The sequence below is a fragment of the Raoultibacter phocaeensis genome, assembly GCF_901411515.1.
GTDB lineage: Bacteria > Actinomycetota > Coriobacteriia > Coriobacteriales > Eggerthellaceae > Raoultibacter > Raoultibacter phocaeensis.
On record NZ_CABDUX010000002.1, the window covers coordinates 112,383 to 129,600 of the forward strand.

The window sequence follows — 17,218 nt, forward strand, 5'->3', positions numbered from 1 at the left end:
CGAATGAAGAAAAACATCGGTGTAATCGTGAACGGTATATCCATCTTATGCGCTTTAGCTGTCGTGGGAGCTGTTGCTTTTTGGGCTAAACCCTGCCAGGCGACTCTTGAACTGGCGAACGGATCTGCGGTCCCCATGCGCTGTGCCTTTACAGGAAAGGTTGCACTTTTGCTTGCCGTAGTGCTGATCGTTGTGTGCATTGCTTCGATCGCGACAAAGAAACCAATGAGCGTTGCCGTTGCGGCAATTTCGATAGCCCTTATTGTCTTGACGTTCGATACGCCGATCTCGATCGGCATCTGCAAAGACGGCATGGCGTGTTCGGCGACTGCGTTTTGGTTGAGATTGGGCGCAGTGATCTCCTTTGTTGCTGCATGCGCTGGTTTTGCTCTTGATGGCAAACGGGTTCACGTTAAACCCTAAGACCGTCGGCGGGAAATCTGCGCGAAGATTGCCTTTGTTGTCATGAGGTCCTATTCCAAACCCTCAACCAACCCGTCGAAATCGAGGAAGTCTTCGACGAACTGCTTGCGCAAAAGGGGATAGGGGACGTATTCGTTGTACTTCGCGGCTATCTCGATATCGTCGGGCAGGGGCAGTTCGTGCAGGTTGGGCTTCGATGCAAGGATGTCGGCTATCTCGCGTTCGAGTTCTTCTGCTGTGCCCCCGAAGCATACCTCGAGATAGACCGCGGTGCGCCAGGGCATCTTGCTTTTGATTCCCCGTCCGAGCAGGCAGAAGTGCAGTGTGAAAAGCTGGCGCGTGCCCACCCAGGGAAAGACGGCGAAGGTGTGTTCGGAGAGCTGCGTGACCAGATTCTCGGTGATGGTGCTGCCTAAAGCGAGATAGCGGATTTCGGCGAGGCGCTCCTTGCAGCTGTCGCTGAGGTAGGGATACGACTCGTTGCCGCGAAGGATGCTGCGCATGGTGCGCACAAGTACGGTATGGAGCTCCGATTCGAAATCGACGTTCCAATCGACGACGGATATGCCGGGCACGCGCTTCACGAACAAAACCTTTGATTTCTCGTTCACGTCGAGTGTTTCCCAGGTGATGCCGGCAAGCGAGAAGCGCACACCGACCGGGTATATCTTATCGACCGTGCCTATGGGCTTGTTTTCGTCTTTGACAAGATAATACTCGGGTACGATGAACACCGTATAGAAATGGAAGTGATTCACGATCTTCTCGCCCACGCGCCCGATAATGAGGCCGCCTTGCTCCGTCTTTTGGATATGCTCGGTGGCGATGAGATGGTTGAGAAGCAGTTTGAAATCGTCTTGGCTGATACTCTTAAAGCTTCCGAGTGAAAGAACTTCCTGAGCGAGTTTGGCAGCCGAAAGCTCCCCGTTGCTCTTGAGCGTGCTCATGGTTTGGTGGTAGACGAGCGAGTAAGGGTGCTTTTGGGGCGGTATCGGCTCGATCCAACGGTGTTTGGTGTACAGTTGGATGATGGCTATGAGCCTGATGAAGGACCAGTTGATGGGACCGAGCTTGTCGGCAGCAGTTGCCTGGACATCTTCGACGAACGTAAAGAGAAGCTGCGGCACCTGACCGCGTCTGCCGCAGCGGCCAAGGCGCTGGGCGAAGCTCGAAACGGTTGCGGGCGCTCCTATCTGCACTGCCTGGTCGAGTGAGCCGATGTCGATGCCGAGCTCGAGTGTGACGGTGGCTCCCGTCACGATCCGATCCTCCGATACCTTCATTTCATCTTCGGCCTGCTCGCGCAACTGGGCGGATACGTTGCCGTGGTGGACGCGATACACGTCGGGAGCCTTGTTCGCAAGTGCGATCTCGCGCAGGTTCGCCATGATGAACTCGATCTCCTCGCGGGAATTCGCGAAGATGATCGTTTTCTTGTCGAGCGTCATTTTGAACAGGTACTCGAAGTGCGCGCGATCACCCGAATCGGCGTGCGTTGCGTCATCGTCTTGCGCTTTGACGAAGCGGTGCACGAACAGGCGGATGCTTCCGCTCTTGTCATCGGTAACAGGAGATATGCATTCGCGTCCCGAGCCGGTGTTGAGCCATCTTTCGGCAAGGCCGATGTCGCCGAGCGTGGCGGATAGCCCGATGCGGCGCGGAACGTTTCCGGTAAGCCGCTGCATCCGTTCGAGCAGGCTGAGCACCTGGATGCCGCGCGAGTCGCGCATGAAATGATGGACCTCGTCGATGATGACGTAGCGCAGATCGGAAAACATCTTGATTGAGGCCCCGCGCTTATTCATGAGCAAGCTTTCAAGCGATTCCGGCGTGATCTGCAGCACGCCTTCGGGCTTCTTCACGAGCGCGTTTTTCTTCGAGATCGATGCGTCGCCGTGCCATTTGCATACGGGGATATTGCCTTCGACAAGGATCTGTTCGAGTCGTTTGAACTGGTCGTTGATAAGCGCCTTCAGGGGGCTTATGTAAAGGATGCCCACCGATGACGAGGGGTGCTTTGCCAGGTCGGTGAGTACGGGAAGAAAAGCGGCTTCGGTTTTGCCTGAGGCCGTACCCGACGAGAGCAGGAGGTTGCACTCGGTGTCGAAGATGACATCGCACGCGGCTACCTGTACAGCGCGAAGCTCGGTCCACTCGTTGGCGTAGATGTAGTCCTGGATGAAAGGCGCAAGCCTTCCGAACGCATCGCTCATAGCTCGAACTCCGCAAACTCGCTGTGGACATCTTCGTCGGTCAGGCCGCCCTTGGCCATCTCGAAACTGTTGCTGCCCAGAACCGCCTGGATAGACGTTTCGGGGTTCTGATGGAGAATGCCGACAAGTTCGATGAAATCGCGGATGATCTCGCGCGGGGTAATGTGTGTATCGGCACCGACGCGGTTGTACTCGACGGTGAGGAAATACACCAGATCGTCGTGATGAAGTACCGGCTCGTAGTCGTAGAGTTGCGCGTGGATATCACGGAGTTTCTCGATGAGCACGTACAACTCTTCCTGTGAGAGCATTTCGAGCCTGATGATGGGGGCGGTAAGATCGGTGCGTCCATCACCTGAGAAATGACCTTCAGTGAGGCGCGAACGGAGAGCCTCGTAACTGAAGATGCCCTTGTAGCGATCTTCGACGCACTGGGGTGTGCACCCCATGAGAAACCCGATGTGCTGCGCTTTTCCCTGCAACGCGTCGTTGTACATGGTGAGGAGCTTTTCGTAGTTGTTCTGGCGTGAAATCGAATTGGGTATCTTGAAGATGTTCACCAGCTCGTCGACCATGACGAGCGTGCCCGAGTAACCCGCACCCACCATGAATGCGGCGAGGATCTTCAGGAAGTCGTACCAGGTTTCATCGGTGACGATCCAGTTGATGCCGAGATCGGCTTTTGCATCCTTGCGCGTAGCGTATTCGCCGCGAAACCATCGAAGCACGTTCGATTTCGTGAGGGCATCGTCTTCGCGGTAGGCTCGGTGGTACGCGGTGAGGGCGCGCGCGAACTCGAAGCCGTTCACCATGCCTTCGAGCTCGCCGGTTACCCGGTAGATGCGCTTCTCGACCAGGGCGTCGAACTCCGAGCTGCCAGGCTCGCATTCTTGGGCGACTGCCGATTGGATGCCCGAAATCCAGCGTTCGAGCACAAGCGGAAGCGCGCCCCCGTCGGGTTTGGATTTGACCGACACGTTGCGCACGAGTTCCTTGTACGTGGCAAGACCCTGCCCCTTGGTACCGGCAAAGCGGCGCTCGGGTGAAAGGTCCGCGTCCATCACGACGAAGCCTTTCGCGGTCGCATAGTTGCGGATGGTCTGCAGAAGAAAGCTCTTGCCCGCTCCGTATTTGCCCACGATGAAGCGAAACGATGCACCCCCGTCTTGGACGATGTCGATGTCGTGCAGGATCGCATCGATCTCGCGGGTTCGACCGACCGTTATATATTCGAGCCCAATGCGCGGCACGACGCCTCCCTTGAGCGCGTTCATGATCGTGTTGGCAACTCGTCTCGGCACCTGGTTTTCCATTTTATGCATCCATCGCTTTCCTGAGATCGTATTCGTAGTCTTCGTAGACAGAGATGCTGTCGTCGGTTTCCACGACTGCATCGCCTAGGGAATCCATGGCTTTCTCGTTGATGCCGTCGAGCAGTACTTCGAGCATGATCGCGCGGGTTTGGGCAACCTGCTTGACATCGCCACCTGCAAGAACCGCTTCGAGGGCCTCCCGTTCCGCTTCGGTGAGCGATAGGGCGAACCTTTGCCATGCGGTTTGCTGTTCGGTGCCGTGCGCTTCAGGGAAGGATGGGTCGGCAGGTGCGGTCGGGGGCGGAGTTGCCTCGACAGAAGACGCGGCGCGGATATCCTCAGCGTCGGGCACGACGAGCTTTTCTTGAGTGGAGAGCGCATCGGTGCGGATGCGCTTCAGGCTGTCGAGGTTGACCGAGACGCTTCTGAAGGTGTAGTGCTCGTAAAATTCGGTGCAGGCCTCTTCGACAACGCGGGGTACCGATAGCCCTATCCGTTCAAAGCTGCCCTGGTCAACCGCTTTGAACGAATCGAGGTTGGCGGTAAGGCGGTGCTTGAACCGCACGGCTTTTCGCAGGTGCGCTTCGGTGGCCTTCATGAGATAGCCCGCAAGCTGCGGCCCTTGGGGGGCTAGCGCGACGCGTTTTGCCGTCCAGCGACCCGCCTCGCACTCGTAAACTTCCTTTTCCGAGATGCGCACGGTTCGACGGGGCTGGGCAAGCGTGGGATAGAAGAGCGCTTTGCCAAACGGCGACCAGCGCGACGCGCGACGCTCGGCTGAAAATACGGAATCCTCGAAGCGGCGCTTCTTTTCTGCAAACCTTTCGCGTAGTCGCGTGAGAACGAACCCGAAGCACTCGACGATCATGTCGCGGTGATCCTCGGTGAAGAACACCGACTTTTCGATGTCGTACGATGCGATGCGCGCATACAGCTCGAACGCTTCTGTGCCCTCGGTGCCGTAACAGAAGACGGTGGGGTAGTGCCTTTGGAGATTGTTCTGCAGCGCGAATTCCCGAAACGAAGTGTCGAGCGGGTAGTACACGCAGTAATCTTTGATCCAGCCAGGTACGTAGCGGTCGAGCACGGGAAGGTCAGCTCTGAGCGCAAACCATGTTGCGGTGAGTTTTTCTAGCCCGTCGAGAGGGCCATCTGCGCCGACGCCGTTGATGAGCTCGTAGAGGTAGAGAAACGCAAACGACGTTGACGTTTCCTTGAAGACACCCTCGCGTGCAGCGGTGCGCCAGGTGAAATACGTTCGAAGCTGGCTGTAGTCCATTTTCTGATAGCGGGGATAGTAGCAGGATAGCGATGCGGCACCCTCGTAATCGTCGATAAAGCTTTCCATGAGCCGGGCCTGGCGGTAGAACACCTCGGTTTTATCCATGCGGTACCACACGCCCTGCTGGGCGATATGGCGAAGTTCGCGGAAGGCTGCGCGCGTTGCGTCATCGTCGGGCTCGATCGCCTGTGCGACGGGGCGGCCGTAGACGTGCTGCACATCTTGATCGGCCTCGTTGCTGTGACCTCCTAAGCTGATTTCAGCAAAGTCGTCGAAAGTCGGTTCGGATGTCTGGACGACGCACACCGTGCCAGGGGCGGGCTTCGGCGACATATCGCGGTGCGGCGGAATGGGGCAGGGTTTATAACCCTGATCGGAGTCGAGTCCGTATATCAGTTGTGCCGAGCCCACGCTTCTCCCGATCGCCGTTGTCCAGTAACCAAACATTCGTTCGCTGATAGTACCTGAACGAACAGATGTTTGTCAATGGCTCATATACGGACGGTATCGTTCTCGGGTAGCGCAGGCAATGGGGTGCGGCAGACGGCGGCTGGTCCTCTGTATGGTGGGACCAGCCGCAGGTACCTGGTTTAGTCTTGTGGAGGAATGATCGGCCAATCGTTGCCGGTGAGCTTCCAGGTGTTGAAATCGAGTGCATCGCCGTCGATTTCAATCTCCCGGATGCCGGTATCGTGCTTGCCGTTCGAGGTGGTCATGTAGTAGAGCCGTTTGCGGTTCGGATCGTCGATCTCGAAGATCGTGTCGCCGTACTTCTCGCTGTCGGCGCCCATCGCATCGAGCACGGTCGGTTGGAAATCCATATGGCTCACCGGCATATCGGATACAGCCAAGGGTTTGCGCTCGCCGGTTTCGTTGGCGGGTTTGACGAGCATGATGGGGCTCGTGGTATCCCACACCATATCGGGGGTAATGTACCAGTAGCCGTGGTCGGCGGTTACGATGATCGTCGAAGAGTCGTACACGCCGAGTTCCTTCATCTGCTCGAGGTATTCGTTGACGATGGCGAGCGATCCGATCGCCTGCTGCTTGAACGAAGAACTGCTTTTGCCGACGTTGTTCCCGTTTTCGTCAAGGACATAGGGCGGATGGGCCCCCGCAAGATGTATGAAGCGAAATGCTCCCGCTTTCCCGTCATCCTCAAGGCTGAGTTTTTTGCTTTTCAGCTTCTGATGATAGGCGCCGTCGTTCATGCGGTATATAACGTTTGAATCCTCGCCCTCGTTGCTCACGAAGGTCATCTTGTCGTTCATTTCGTCAGTGTAGAACCAAAATTGCGGCTTCAGCAGCCAGGGCATATCTCGATACAGTGCGCTTTGCGCGAGTATTTCTATGGTTCCTCGCACATCGATTTGCTTGTTTTCGATAGGGTGCAAATTGATCGTTTGTGAAGCAAGTTTTTGCTCCGATGGCATCGTGTAGTCGACGCCGAGGGAATCGCTGTATAGACCGATCGAGTATCCCGTATCGTATACGTCGCTCAAGAACGTACCCTGGCCGTACCGATCGCTGTAATACTGCTCATACGTTTCTCCGGGCCGGGGAGTGACATCGGTAAGGAGAAAAGGGACGGCATAGCGTGTCGGTATCATCGATCCGGTGGAATTCTCGAAGAATGTGAAATTCTCGAAGGGGCGCATCAGATCAGGGTTCGTGTCGAAAACGTTTTGTAGATCGATGGTGTCGTACGTATCGAGAACGAATACTACCACGTTGTTTTCGGGGGATAATTCGAATAGGCCGTCTTCCGTGCATTCGATCTGGTCCTGCCTCGGAACAAATGAGATGTTTGACGCGGTAAAAAGGCTTGCGATGCCGACAGTTTGCACCACGATGAGTATGATGGCAACGGTTCCTGCAATCGTACGCCATAGCTTGGAGTTTCTCCTGCTCGCGATAATGGCTCCGACGATTAGTGCGAGCCATATGGCTGCGGTGGCAAACGAGACAGTTGAAAAGTCCTGCCATGGGACGGTCGAGCCATCTGCGGTCGGGAGCCCTTGGTTCATGAACATTGCCTGAAGGTAGCAGCATGTTCCTACGCTGACGATGGTGACAAGGGCGATAGTGAAGGCTCTTCCGTGAAGTGCCGAGGCGAGGAGGGCGCACCCTAATGCAAGGATGGCCGCAAATGCGATCATATACGAGCCTACATCTTGCAAGCCAAGTATGAGACTCCCTGAGTTCGACGCGACGATTTCGAACGGTGCTACGACGAAAAGGCTATAGAAAAGAAATGCACAGGCAAGAAGAGCTTGACCAAAGCGAGCGCGCCAACGAGGGCCATCCTGCGCGGTGGACGCCCTTCGCCTTTCGCGTACTGTTTGGCTGGATTTGCCGAAGCGATAGTCTTGGTCTAAAGCCACATAGGCCCCGTTTTCGTCAACTCTTCTTCCGTCTACCACGCGGTGAATGTCGCCTTCGACAACCTTATGTGCATTCTCGTCGATCTTGAACATGGCAAAGAGCTTGCGTCTCGTTTTCCTGAAAACCACGCCGAGGACGGCCGAGAGCGCAACGGCCACGCCGGCGAGCGCCTGGATGGTGTAGGTCATAACCGAGGGGTCTACGTACGCATAGGCGGGTTCTGCCATGAACGGCAGCGCAACAAGCGTTGCGAGAGCGGCCTCGGGCAGATGCGACGCTGCTGCCTTTGCAAGTTCGCGGCCGCGTTTCTTTTCAGGTCGCCGCTCCGCTGCGTCTGAAGAGCGCTTCTTGCCCGGATCGGACGGGGGCGTTGCCCCCTTCTTCGCTGCCTGCTTTTCGAGTAAACGCGTCAGGATGAACTCGCCGGCCACTTCGGCGCTGTGGCCGAGGTTGAACACGCTTTGTTTCGTGGCCGCCGCAATGCGGTCGTGCCACGCTTCGGGATTCGCGAGCATTTCGGCTACGGTATCGGGTAGCTGCTCAAGTCCGTCAAGCGGCAGCGAAACGCCGATTTCGTTGCGCAACGAAATGTCAGTGGGTACGATGCCGAGCTCTTCGTAGTCGGGGTTGCACACTTTCATGGGCGTGTCGATGAAGATGCTCGGCTTGTTCGTGGAGAACGAGAACTCGTGGGCGACCGTTGACCAATCGGTGATGAGCACGTCCGACGTGAACACCGATACGTTCGATGAGAAATCGCCCTCGAAATATAGCTCGTCATCGGGCGCATCGCCGTAGCGGGCGAGAATGGCCTCCCAGCGGGGACGGTAGCGCTTCACGTATTCGGGATGCGGGCGTACGATGACGCGGTAACCGCGTCCGCGAAGCCCTCCGATGACCTCGTCGATGCACGAATCGAGGATGCAACCCTCTTGCCACGAGGGGGCGACGATCACGGTGGGGCGCTCGTTTTGTGCTTCAGCGCCGCTCGCGACGAGCGCACGATAGGATTCGATGGTGCGGTCGAGCAGGTCGTAACCGTACGGTACGAGCGTTTTCGCGGGCGTTTTATAAAGCTCTTCGGCGCGGCGAAGCTCGTCTACCTGATGCTGGCCTACGCACATAACGGTGTCGTATCCGTCGAACGCGCCCTTGTTCGGAGTCATGTGAGTTGAGGTCATGTGATGGAAGAAGAACACGTATTCGGTGTCGTCGCATACATAGGAGCGCTTGATGTAGTAGTTGTCGAAGTCTTCGAGCGTGGCTGCGACCATCTGCGCATCCATCTTCATCATGAGCGTGATGATGCGTTTAGGACCTATGTAGTAGGGCTGGATGCGCTCCTCGCGCTTCGCTATGCCGAATATCTGATCGTCGGGGTCGTTTGTGATGTAGTGGATGGTCATATCGGAGTTCTCAAGAAGCCACTCGATCGTGCCCTGAAAGTACTTGTAGAAGCCGCTCGATTCCGAATAGAACACGAGATGTTTGTTCACTACGTTGAAGAACCGCTTGTAATCGGCTTTCTCACGCTTGCCGAGCGGATTTCTTTGGTACCACTTCCGATCGTTCGCATCGAGCGCTTCGAGTTCTTCGAGCTCGGTACGGCTTGCTTCGAGGTCGGCGTAGTCGATGTACTTCTTCGGCTTGATGATCACGTTGCAGATAGCCTGGATCGCGACAGACATGAGGTTCGAGCACACCCAGTAAAAACCCATGCCGGTTGCTACGAAGATACCGAGGATGAACGAGAGCCCGATCGAGAGCCCGTTCGTCATGTTCTTCTCGGCACGCGACTGCTCGCGCTGCAGCGGGTTGATGCGGTTTTGGGCGAATCCCATAACGATGGCCGAGAGCCCGGCGGCAAGCGGCATGAACCACGAAATGCCGCCGTCGGTCGCAGGCACCATGCCCAGAAGCTCGGTGCCCGGGGCGCCATAGTCGGTGATGCCGTGGATGACGTCGACGAGCCCGAACAGGATAAGTATTTGCACGGCGAGCGGCACGAGGCTTAAGAGAGGATGATAGTGCTTTTCCTTGAACATCTCATGCTGCTTATCGCCGATGGCCTCGCGGTCGCCGAAGTACTTGACCTTGATGCGGTTGATCGCCGGTATGAGCTGAACCATGACGATGGCGTTCTTCTGGCACCACAGAGACAAGGGCAGCAAGATGATCTTGACGATGACGGTAAAGAGAAGGATGGCGATCCACCAGTTGCCGGTGAGCTGGTAGCACGGTTGCATGATGACGTTGAGCGCCTGAGCGAGCCATTCCATTGTGTACGTGTTCCTCCCGATGATGCAAGGTGTCCCCGAGCGACCGCATCAGCGGCGGCCGCGACCGCTACGGCAGTCGATCCACCATGATAACCCTTAGCGGCGATACGGGATAGCCTTAAACGATCAGTTAACAGATAAGCGATAGCTTTGGATTGAGGGCGAGTAGACGAGTGCCCGGCCGCTCGCTTCGCGGGTGCAAGGGCGGCTGGTGGCTTTGCTGCGTTCGTTAGCCGAAAGCTGCATGGGGCTGAACGATCGGCAACGAAAAGTTGCCGAGGCGTCAATGCTCGTTTGACGGCCAGCGTTTCGAGTGCATGGTACGCTCGTCGTGTCAAAAACACGTGTTGCAAGTACAAGGACAGAACCCCAGGGGATACCGATGATGAAAGGCGCAGGCGACTGCGGCAGGGTTGTCGTGCGCCGATTGAGCGAGGAGGGAATCACCATGGAATCATCGCACACTACATTCACTGAAGAAGAATCATCGAGCGCGTTTTCACGCAGGACGTTCGTCAAGGGCGGTCTTTTGGCGAGCGCAGCCGCGCTCGGCGGCGCGGCGCTGGTCGGATGCGCAACGCCCGCGTCGTCTGAGCCAAAAGGGTCGGGAGGCGATGCGGGTCCCGCCGATGAGATCACCGCTCGGCTCGCCGAGCGTGTCAAGGGCGCGGATCTGCCCGATGCTGCACCCATCATGCCCGCCGATCCGCCCGAGTCGTGGGACGACGAAGCCGACGTGGTCGTCGTCGGCGTCGGCGGAGGCGGCCTTGTGGCTGTGGCGTATCTTGCCCAGCAGGGGCTGAAGGTCATCGGCATCGAGAAAGAGGGTATCGTCGGCGGCGCGAGCAGGCACGCCTGCACGTTTGCGAACGTGTTCGGCGGCTCGAAGGAGCAAAACGAGATGGAGTTCTCGGTTCCGACATTTCCGCCCGACGTGCACGCGTTCATGCGTCTGTACGAACAGGACAACTCGTACTCGATAGACGAGAAGTACCTGAAGAACATGCTCGAGATGTCGGGTCCGGCATGCGATTGGATCATGGAACAGGATGGCATGGACATGGTGTGCCTAGGCCCCATCTGGCACGACCGCGCCGTGCACGAAGGCATGCAGAGCGTCGTTTTGGGCATGGACAACCCCACGAACGCCATGGAAGCCGTCGCACTCGCCGAGGGTGCCGATATCCGTCTGTCCACCAAGTGCGCAAAGCTCGTCAGCGACGGGGAGCGCGTGCTCGGCGTGGTTGCCGAATCGGGCGGCACGGAAAGTTACATCAAGGCGAACAAGGGCGTGATCCTGTCTGCAGGCGGGTTCGGCATGAACCGCGATCTCATCAAAGCGTACCTTCCGAGCGCATACGAGGGCACCGTGCAGGGCGGCCCCATGCCGTCTCATACCGGCGAGGTGTTCCGCATGGGTCTCGGTCTCGGAGCCGACTTCGCGGGCTACGATTCGTGGAGCTGCTGGGAAGGTGCGATCGATGAGGAAACTTCGGGCGGCGACGGCCAGTTTTGGCACTATTTCTGGCACGGCGAGCGCCAGCTGTTCCACAATCCCTGGCTCATCATCGATAAGCGCGGCAACCGCCAGCCGTACTTCGCGCAGACCCAGGAGCTTTTCGCGAACCCCGGGGGCCAGATGGGCGATTTGAGCAACTGCGCGGCATGGATGTCGGCGGTAGGGCACAAGGTGTATTCCATCTGCGATTCGAACTTCGCTGTGAACATCTTCGAAAACAACGTGCTGCTGCCCACCCAATCGGATCGCAACCGCATTCCGATCACCGACGCCGATACGCTCATCGACAACGGCGGGCTCGTTTCGGCAGATTGGCTTTCCGAAGTGGAAGACGCCGTAGCGCGCGGTGCTGTTAAGAAGGCCGACACGCTTGAAGAGCTGGCCGAGATGCTCACGCTCGACCCCGATGTACTTACAAAGGCAGTCAAGGAGTACAACGAGCTCTGCGCCAAAGGCGTCGACGAAGAGATGTCGACTCCGTACGACCCCACGTGGCTCAATCCCGTGCAGGATCCGCCGTTCTACGGCGCGATCGTCGGCGGTCAGATGGCAAAGACCATGTGCGGTTTGCGTACCGACGAGAATCTGCAGGTCATGAAAGAAGACGGTACGCTCATCCCGGGCCTCTACGCCAACGCGACTACCGCTGGCGGACTTTCGGGCGAAGCGAACTACGGATGCTTCTGGAACTCGACGGTGTTCGGGGGCGTGGGTACGAGCTGGATCACCGGCTGGATCGCCGCTCAGTGCTTGCTCGACAACCAGGGCTAGATAATCGCTTTGCGATCCTCCCTTGCGGGGCCGTCTTATCGGGCGGTCCCGCTTGCTTTGCTGGACGAGCGCGTCGATTCAGGATGAGCAAACGGTTCGACGGTGCCTGTAGCCCGAGTCGGCGCATTGCCATGTCGCACCCGATGCATACTCAGCGCGAAAGCAGATGCAGGCGTCAACGCCGCACGCCGTTGCGGATGAACGCGGCGAGTCGTGCTACGGAAGGCTTCTCGTTTCTTTCGCTGTAGGCGAGGCAGAGGGGCAGATCAATTCGATCCTCGGGGTGAAACGGCATGAATTCCGATTCGGGGTAGGCCGTTTCCATCGAGGGGTCGAACGGCTGCAGGTGAACGCCTCCTTCGCGGCAGAACACGTCGATGGCGTCGTCGTTCAGCGGAACCTCGTGAAACAGCGGCTCGAATCCGCATGCGCAACAGCGCGAGATGAACAGGTGCGTAAAGCAATCGAAATCGAACGGGCTTCGTATGGGGACACCCTTGAGGTCGGCGATCTTGAGGGGAGCGCGTTTGCAGAGGGGGTTTTCCTTGAGCGTGATGACCCTTGTTTCAACGGTTGATACGGGAATGAACTTTATGCCGGGACGCTCGTATTGGCCGTGGACGAACCCGATGTCGATCGAGCCGTCTTCCAGTGCGTTCAAGGCTGCGGTATCGGAGAGCTTGTAGGTTGCGATGGTGCAGCCGGCCGTCCGGTTTCGAAATTCGTGCAAGAGCCGTATCGGTTCGAGCGAATCGTTGAAGAACAAATAGTCGAGGGGAAACGATTTGAACGAGACCGAAATGGTCGTTCGCGTGCATGTTCCCGTCTTGCGCTCATCGAGGTACAGGTTGATTTCGTCGAGCTCTCTGAGCACGTTGTCGGCATGCTTGAGTATCTCCTTGCCCTCTTCGGTCGGGCTCATCTTCCCGTCGCGATCGAAAACATCGAAGCCGAGCTCCTGTTCGAGCGAGCGCACCGCCTTCGAGACGGCCTGCTTGGAAACGTAGAGCTCGTCGGCGGCTTTCGCTATGCTGCCGCAGCGCGCCACCGTAGCGATGTATTTCAGTTGGTGCAGCTCCACGTTTCCTCCCTTTCCTTTTGCTGGTTGTTGGCGCCCGTCAGCCCTGCTCCCTTGAAATGTCGCTGGATCCATGAGTTTTCAGCTTCACGAACAGTTCCTCGCGGGTGGCAACGTTTGTTTTGAGATATATCTTCGAGATGTGCGTCTTCACGGTGCTTTGCGAAATATGCAGTTCCTGGGAGATGAGCCGGATTGTGTAACCGTCCATCAGAAGCGCAAATACTTCGGCTTCCCGCGTCGAAAAACTCGCCCGTGCGATAACGTCGCCGTACTCCGTTTCGGTACGACGAGCTTGATCACCCGGACTTTGCGCGGGGAATTCTGCCGCACCGAGTGCGAACAGCAGCTCGAGATCGCGCGGCGTGAACACCGTGAACAACAGAATCACTGCAACAAGGTCGATACCGAGCGTGAGATAGTACATCTGCTCGCCGCCTGCAAACAGCGCGTTATTCGTGAGGGCGTGGCCGAGAAACCCGCCGAGGCACACAGGGAATCCGCAGATGAGACCATAGGTTTGCGCGGTCGAAGTATGAAGGCGCCGCACAAGGAGTGCGCTGATCGCGAAGACTACGGCATCGAGCATGTTTCTGAGCGATCCGCTGATCCACGAGAACGCAGGTGAGTGGTACGAACCCAGGGTGGTGGCGATGAAAAGGATCACGATGACGGCCATCGCCGCATAGAACCCTTTGGTAAGAGCGGTGAGCTCTTGCTTCGGCGGTGCCACCACGATGAGCACCAAGAGAAAACTCAGCAGCAGCGTGCCGAAGTTAATAAGCTGAAACGACATGGCGGAGGCGTCGAGATCCGATATCGCAAGACCCTCTTGTTTTGTGAGCACGGCGATGAAGAACACGACGAAGCACACCATTGAGAGCTTGAGGACGCTTTTCTTCGAGATGCCGAGCGTGCTGAACTCATCGGTAGTACGGGCGAAGAAGCTCTGGGCGACGGGCGAATCAGCCGTGGTGCCGTTGCGATGTGAGCTCCTTTCGCCGTGGGGGCAATTGATTCGGCTGAGCAGCAACGCGACAACGGCGGGCGTCAATGCGAGCGAGACGAGCGTGAGTATGGCAGGAAGCGATACGGTTACGAAATAGAAGGCGATTCCGACGATTTTCGAAAGCCCCACCGATATGAAGATATCCTTTGCCTTGAGGCTTATATAAGCGTGTGCGCACGACATCATGAACCATGCAGAGCCAACGCCTGCAAACCCCGCTCCGATCCATACGAACGCGGCGGGAGCCCACCCCATTCCCACCGCTGCGCTGAAAACGATGCTGCCTGAGAGCAGGCACGCAGCAACAGCGAAGGCGGCAGATCGCTTGAACGAGGCATCGGTTCTACGGTACAGCACGACGCCGATCAGGATGGCGACGGTCATGAACAGCGAGAACCAATACAGATAGGTTTCAAGGAGCGCAGGGTTTCCCGAGGCGTCGGGCGGGAAGAGCACGTACGAAGACGTCTGAACGTCAAGCCAGCCCCACATGAGACCGAGGGAGAGGTATCCCATAGTCGGCCAGCGCGTTTCGGCGCATGTGAGTGTTTTGTTCAGAATCAACGAATCCCCTCGGAGCAATCGAATGCTGTCCCGCATTTGTACAGTATAGCGCCTTTACGCGTCGATCCCCCGAGCAGACAGCGGATCGGTATGCTGCGTACGGGGGATCGGTCGGTTAGGTATTACTTTTCTGGTTTGCTTCGGGGGTTCAAGGCGGATCGTGCTTTAGTCGGTGATGCCGCAGGCACGCCATGCGGCCACGCGCCCCGTCAGAAACGCCCTGCCGACGCTCATGCCCGGCGTGGTCATCTTCTGGTACACGCCTCCGAAGAAGTTGCCCGAGGAGTTGCCCGCGGCGTACAGGCCTTCGATCGGCTTGCGGTCTTCGCCGAGCACCTGCATGTCGGCGTTGACCTCCAAGCCGCTCAGCGTAGTGAGCACCGATGCGTGGCGGGGGATCGCGTAGAACGGCGCCTTCGCGATCGGCTTCACCTTGTAGCCGAGCTTGCCGAAATCGGGCTCGTAGTCGTAGTTGCCCGCGGCGAGTTCGTTGTAGCGATCGACGGTTGCGGCGAAAGCATCGGCCGGGACGCCCATCTGCTTTGCGAGGTCTTCGATCGTATCGGCTTTGTACACCCAGCCGTTCTCGACGCCGTCTGGCACGATCATGGTCCAATCGCCGTACTGGGTCATGCCGGTTCCCATGTTGGGCAGGTCCTCCCTGTAGTTGTCATCGAATATCTGGAAGTGCATCTGCTCGGGTTGGCGTACGTCCTGGGCCCATACCTCGTCGTAGCTCACATCTTCGTTCGAGAAGCGGTTGCCTTCGGCGTTGACGCGCAAGAAGGGGATGGTCGTGCCCTGCAGCGTGTGGAACCTCAAGCTCGGGTCGTAGTGGATGTTCGAACAGTGGGGCGAGCGCTGGATCTGACCTCCTGCCCACATGCCCATGAGGATGCCATCGCCTGTGGTTGCGTCGGGGCGCGTGTAAGCCGAGTCGAGACCGTCTGCCTGCGGCAGGTACTCCGCACGCATCTCGGGGTTGCCCTCGTAGCCGCCCGCTGCCAGAATGACGCCCTTCTTCGCATTGCAGAGGATGTAGTCGCCTGATTCCGTCTGGGCGACGACGCCCGTGACGCGACCGCTGTCGTCCTGGCGAAGCTGGACGGCGGGGGTGTTGTAGCGCACCTCGGTATTGCCACGCTCGACGGCGTCGTTCACGAGTTCGGTGGCGAGCGTCATCATCGTGCCCGTTCCGATCATCTCGCCGACAGGGATGAACGTGGTTTTGAACGAACGGTTCCAATGCTCGGAGGGAGCGATCGGATCCTCGATGATGAACGGGCCGTATTTCGTGTCGCTGAACCTGTCGACAATCCAATCGGCGAGGTTGCCGCTGTAGTTCACCCAGTTGCCGAGCACCTCCCATTTGCCGAGGTTGCACCCGGTTTCGCGGTTCATATCGCCGACGATCTCCCAGCCGTTCACGTCGTAGCCCATCTCCTGCTGCATCTTTGATCCGATGGCGGTGAATACGAAACCGTGCGAGTACACGCTCTCGAGCTTCTGCAGGAGAATGACGCTCGCGCCCTCTTCCGAGGCGGTGGCGGTGGCGATAGCGCCTGCGTTGCCGCCGCCGACGACAACGATATCCGCTTCGAGCGTTTCGATGATCTGATCGTCGCCGATGGGTTCGGGTTTCGCCTTGTAGTCCTTGGCGGCTTCGGGTTGCGCGCCTGTGTCTGCTTCAGGTGCGTTCTGTGCAGGCGACGAGCATCCCGCAAGTCCCGCCAACGCTGCGGTTCCCCCAAGTACGACGCCGCCTTTGATGAAGCTCCTGCGATCGAGTTCCATGATGTCCTCCCTTGTCCCTAGTTGTTGTTACGCCCTGCGCTCGAAGGGCGACGGGGCGATTCTCATGCTAGGGATCGTGCGGCGAAGGCGCATCGTGCAAAGCGTTCAAAATGCGCGATAGCCGCTCGACTATTCGGACTAGTCCGGGGTAGACAGGGAGAAAAGGAGTCGTACTATAGCGGAAGCCAGGGGTGCGAAATCGGTTACGAATCTGCAGCTAATAGAATTCCTGACAAGAACGATACAGCATTGCTATAGCGCACTCTCGAGGCAGCCGAAGCCGGCTTGACAGCGAAACGGGCCGTTTCTGGCCAATTGTCTCGGCCGTCCCACGTTCTCCTGCCGCAACCGAAGTGCACAAAAGCACTGCACCTTCCTGAACTGGCTATATGGATATCGGGGTAACGCCGCGGGCAGCGCATTGAAGCTTTGGCGGCCCTTTTTGTGGGACGGCCGAGACAATTGGCCAGAACAGGGCTCTCCCGCGTGCAAGGGCCTCTGCCGTCAAGCCAATGCCGACGCGGCCTGACAAGGCTCCCGATTGCTATTAGGCGTTAATGCTTTGAGCGGGCGTATGCTAGTTGTCTC

At 57.9% G+C, this 17,218-nt stretch carries 9 protein-coding genes; 2 read left to right on the top strand and 7 right to left on the bottom strand.

Features of this window, described 5'->3' with window-relative positions:
• Window positions 1-3 precede the first annotated feature (3 nt).
• The gene (locus tag FJE54_RS08385; RefSeq protein ID WP_139652355.1) at window positions 4-423 is read left to right on the top strand and encodes a DUF4418 family protein; all 420 of its coding nucleotides are present in this window, start codon (window positions 4-6) and stop codon (window positions 421-423) included.
• Between the two features lie 50 nt (window positions 424-473).
• Here FJE54_RS08385 and FJE54_RS08390 read toward each other — a convergent pair whose 3' ends face one another.
• The 4 genes from FJE54_RS08390 to FJE54_RS08405 form a co-directional block, all read right to left on the bottom strand.
• Window positions 474-2,636: a DEAD/DEAH box helicase gene (locus tag FJE54_RS08390; protein WP_139652356.1), complete on the bottom strand. Its 2,163-nt coding sequence runs from the start codon at window positions 2,634-2,636 to the stop codon at window positions 474-476.
• Window positions 2,633-3,958 (bottom strand): ATP-binding protein, encoded by a 1,326-nt coding sequence (locus FJE54_RS08395; protein ID WP_139652357.1) that lies wholly within the window; start codon window positions 3,956-3,958, stop codon window positions 2,633-2,635. The genes FJE54_RS08390 and FJE54_RS08395 overlap by 4 nt, the downstream gene beginning before the upstream one ends.
• On the bottom strand, window positions 3,951-5,642 hold the full coding sequence (locus tag FJE54_RS08400) for a TerB N-terminal domain-containing protein (RefSeq protein ID WP_180326663.1): 1,692 nt from the start codon (window positions 5,640-5,642) through the stop codon (window positions 3,951-3,953). The genes FJE54_RS08395 and FJE54_RS08400 overlap by 8 nt, the downstream gene beginning before the upstream one ends.
• A gap of 179 nt (window positions 5,643-5,821) precedes the next feature.
• A complete protein-coding gene (locus FJE54_RS08405; protein WP_139652359.1) occupies window positions 5,822-9,895 on the bottom strand; it encodes a YidC/Oxa1 family membrane protein insertase in 4,074 nt (1,357 codons plus the stop codon).
• A 382-nt stretch (window positions 9,896-10,277) separates the two neighbouring features.
• Here FJE54_RS08405 and FJE54_RS08410 point away from each other — a divergent pair, with 382 nt between their 5' ends.
• Window positions 10,278-12,185 carry an FAD-binding protein gene (locus FJE54_RS08410; protein ID WP_255467307.1) on the top strand — a complete coding sequence of 636 codons (1,908 nt, stop codon included), beginning with the start codon at window positions 10,278-10,280 and terminating at the stop codon, window positions 12,183-12,185.
• Between the two features lie 175 nt (window positions 12,186-12,360).
• Here FJE54_RS08410 and FJE54_RS08415 read toward each other — a convergent pair whose 3' ends face one another.
• The 3 genes from FJE54_RS08415 to FJE54_RS08425 all read right to left on the bottom strand — a co-directional run bounded on the left by FJE54_RS08415 (window position 12,361) and on the right by FJE54_RS08425 (window position 16,630).
• Window positions 12,361-13,266, bottom strand: a complete 906-nt coding sequence (locus FJE54_RS08415) for a LysR family transcriptional regulator (protein WP_139652360.1) — start codon at window positions 13,264-13,266, stop codon at window positions 12,361-12,363.
• A gap of 37 nt (window positions 13,267-13,303) precedes the next feature.
• Entirely contained in the window at window positions 13,304-14,836 is a 1,533-nt protein-coding gene (locus FJE54_RS08420) for a response regulator transcription factor (RefSeq protein ID WP_180326664.1), read from the bottom strand.
• A 165-nt stretch (window positions 14,837-15,001) separates the two neighbouring features.
• A complete protein-coding gene (locus FJE54_RS08425) occupies window positions 15,002-16,630 on the bottom strand; it encodes an FAD-binding protein (protein ID WP_139652362.1) in 1,629 nt (542 codons plus the stop codon).
• Between the last annotated feature and the right edge of the window lie 588 nt (window positions 16,631-17,218).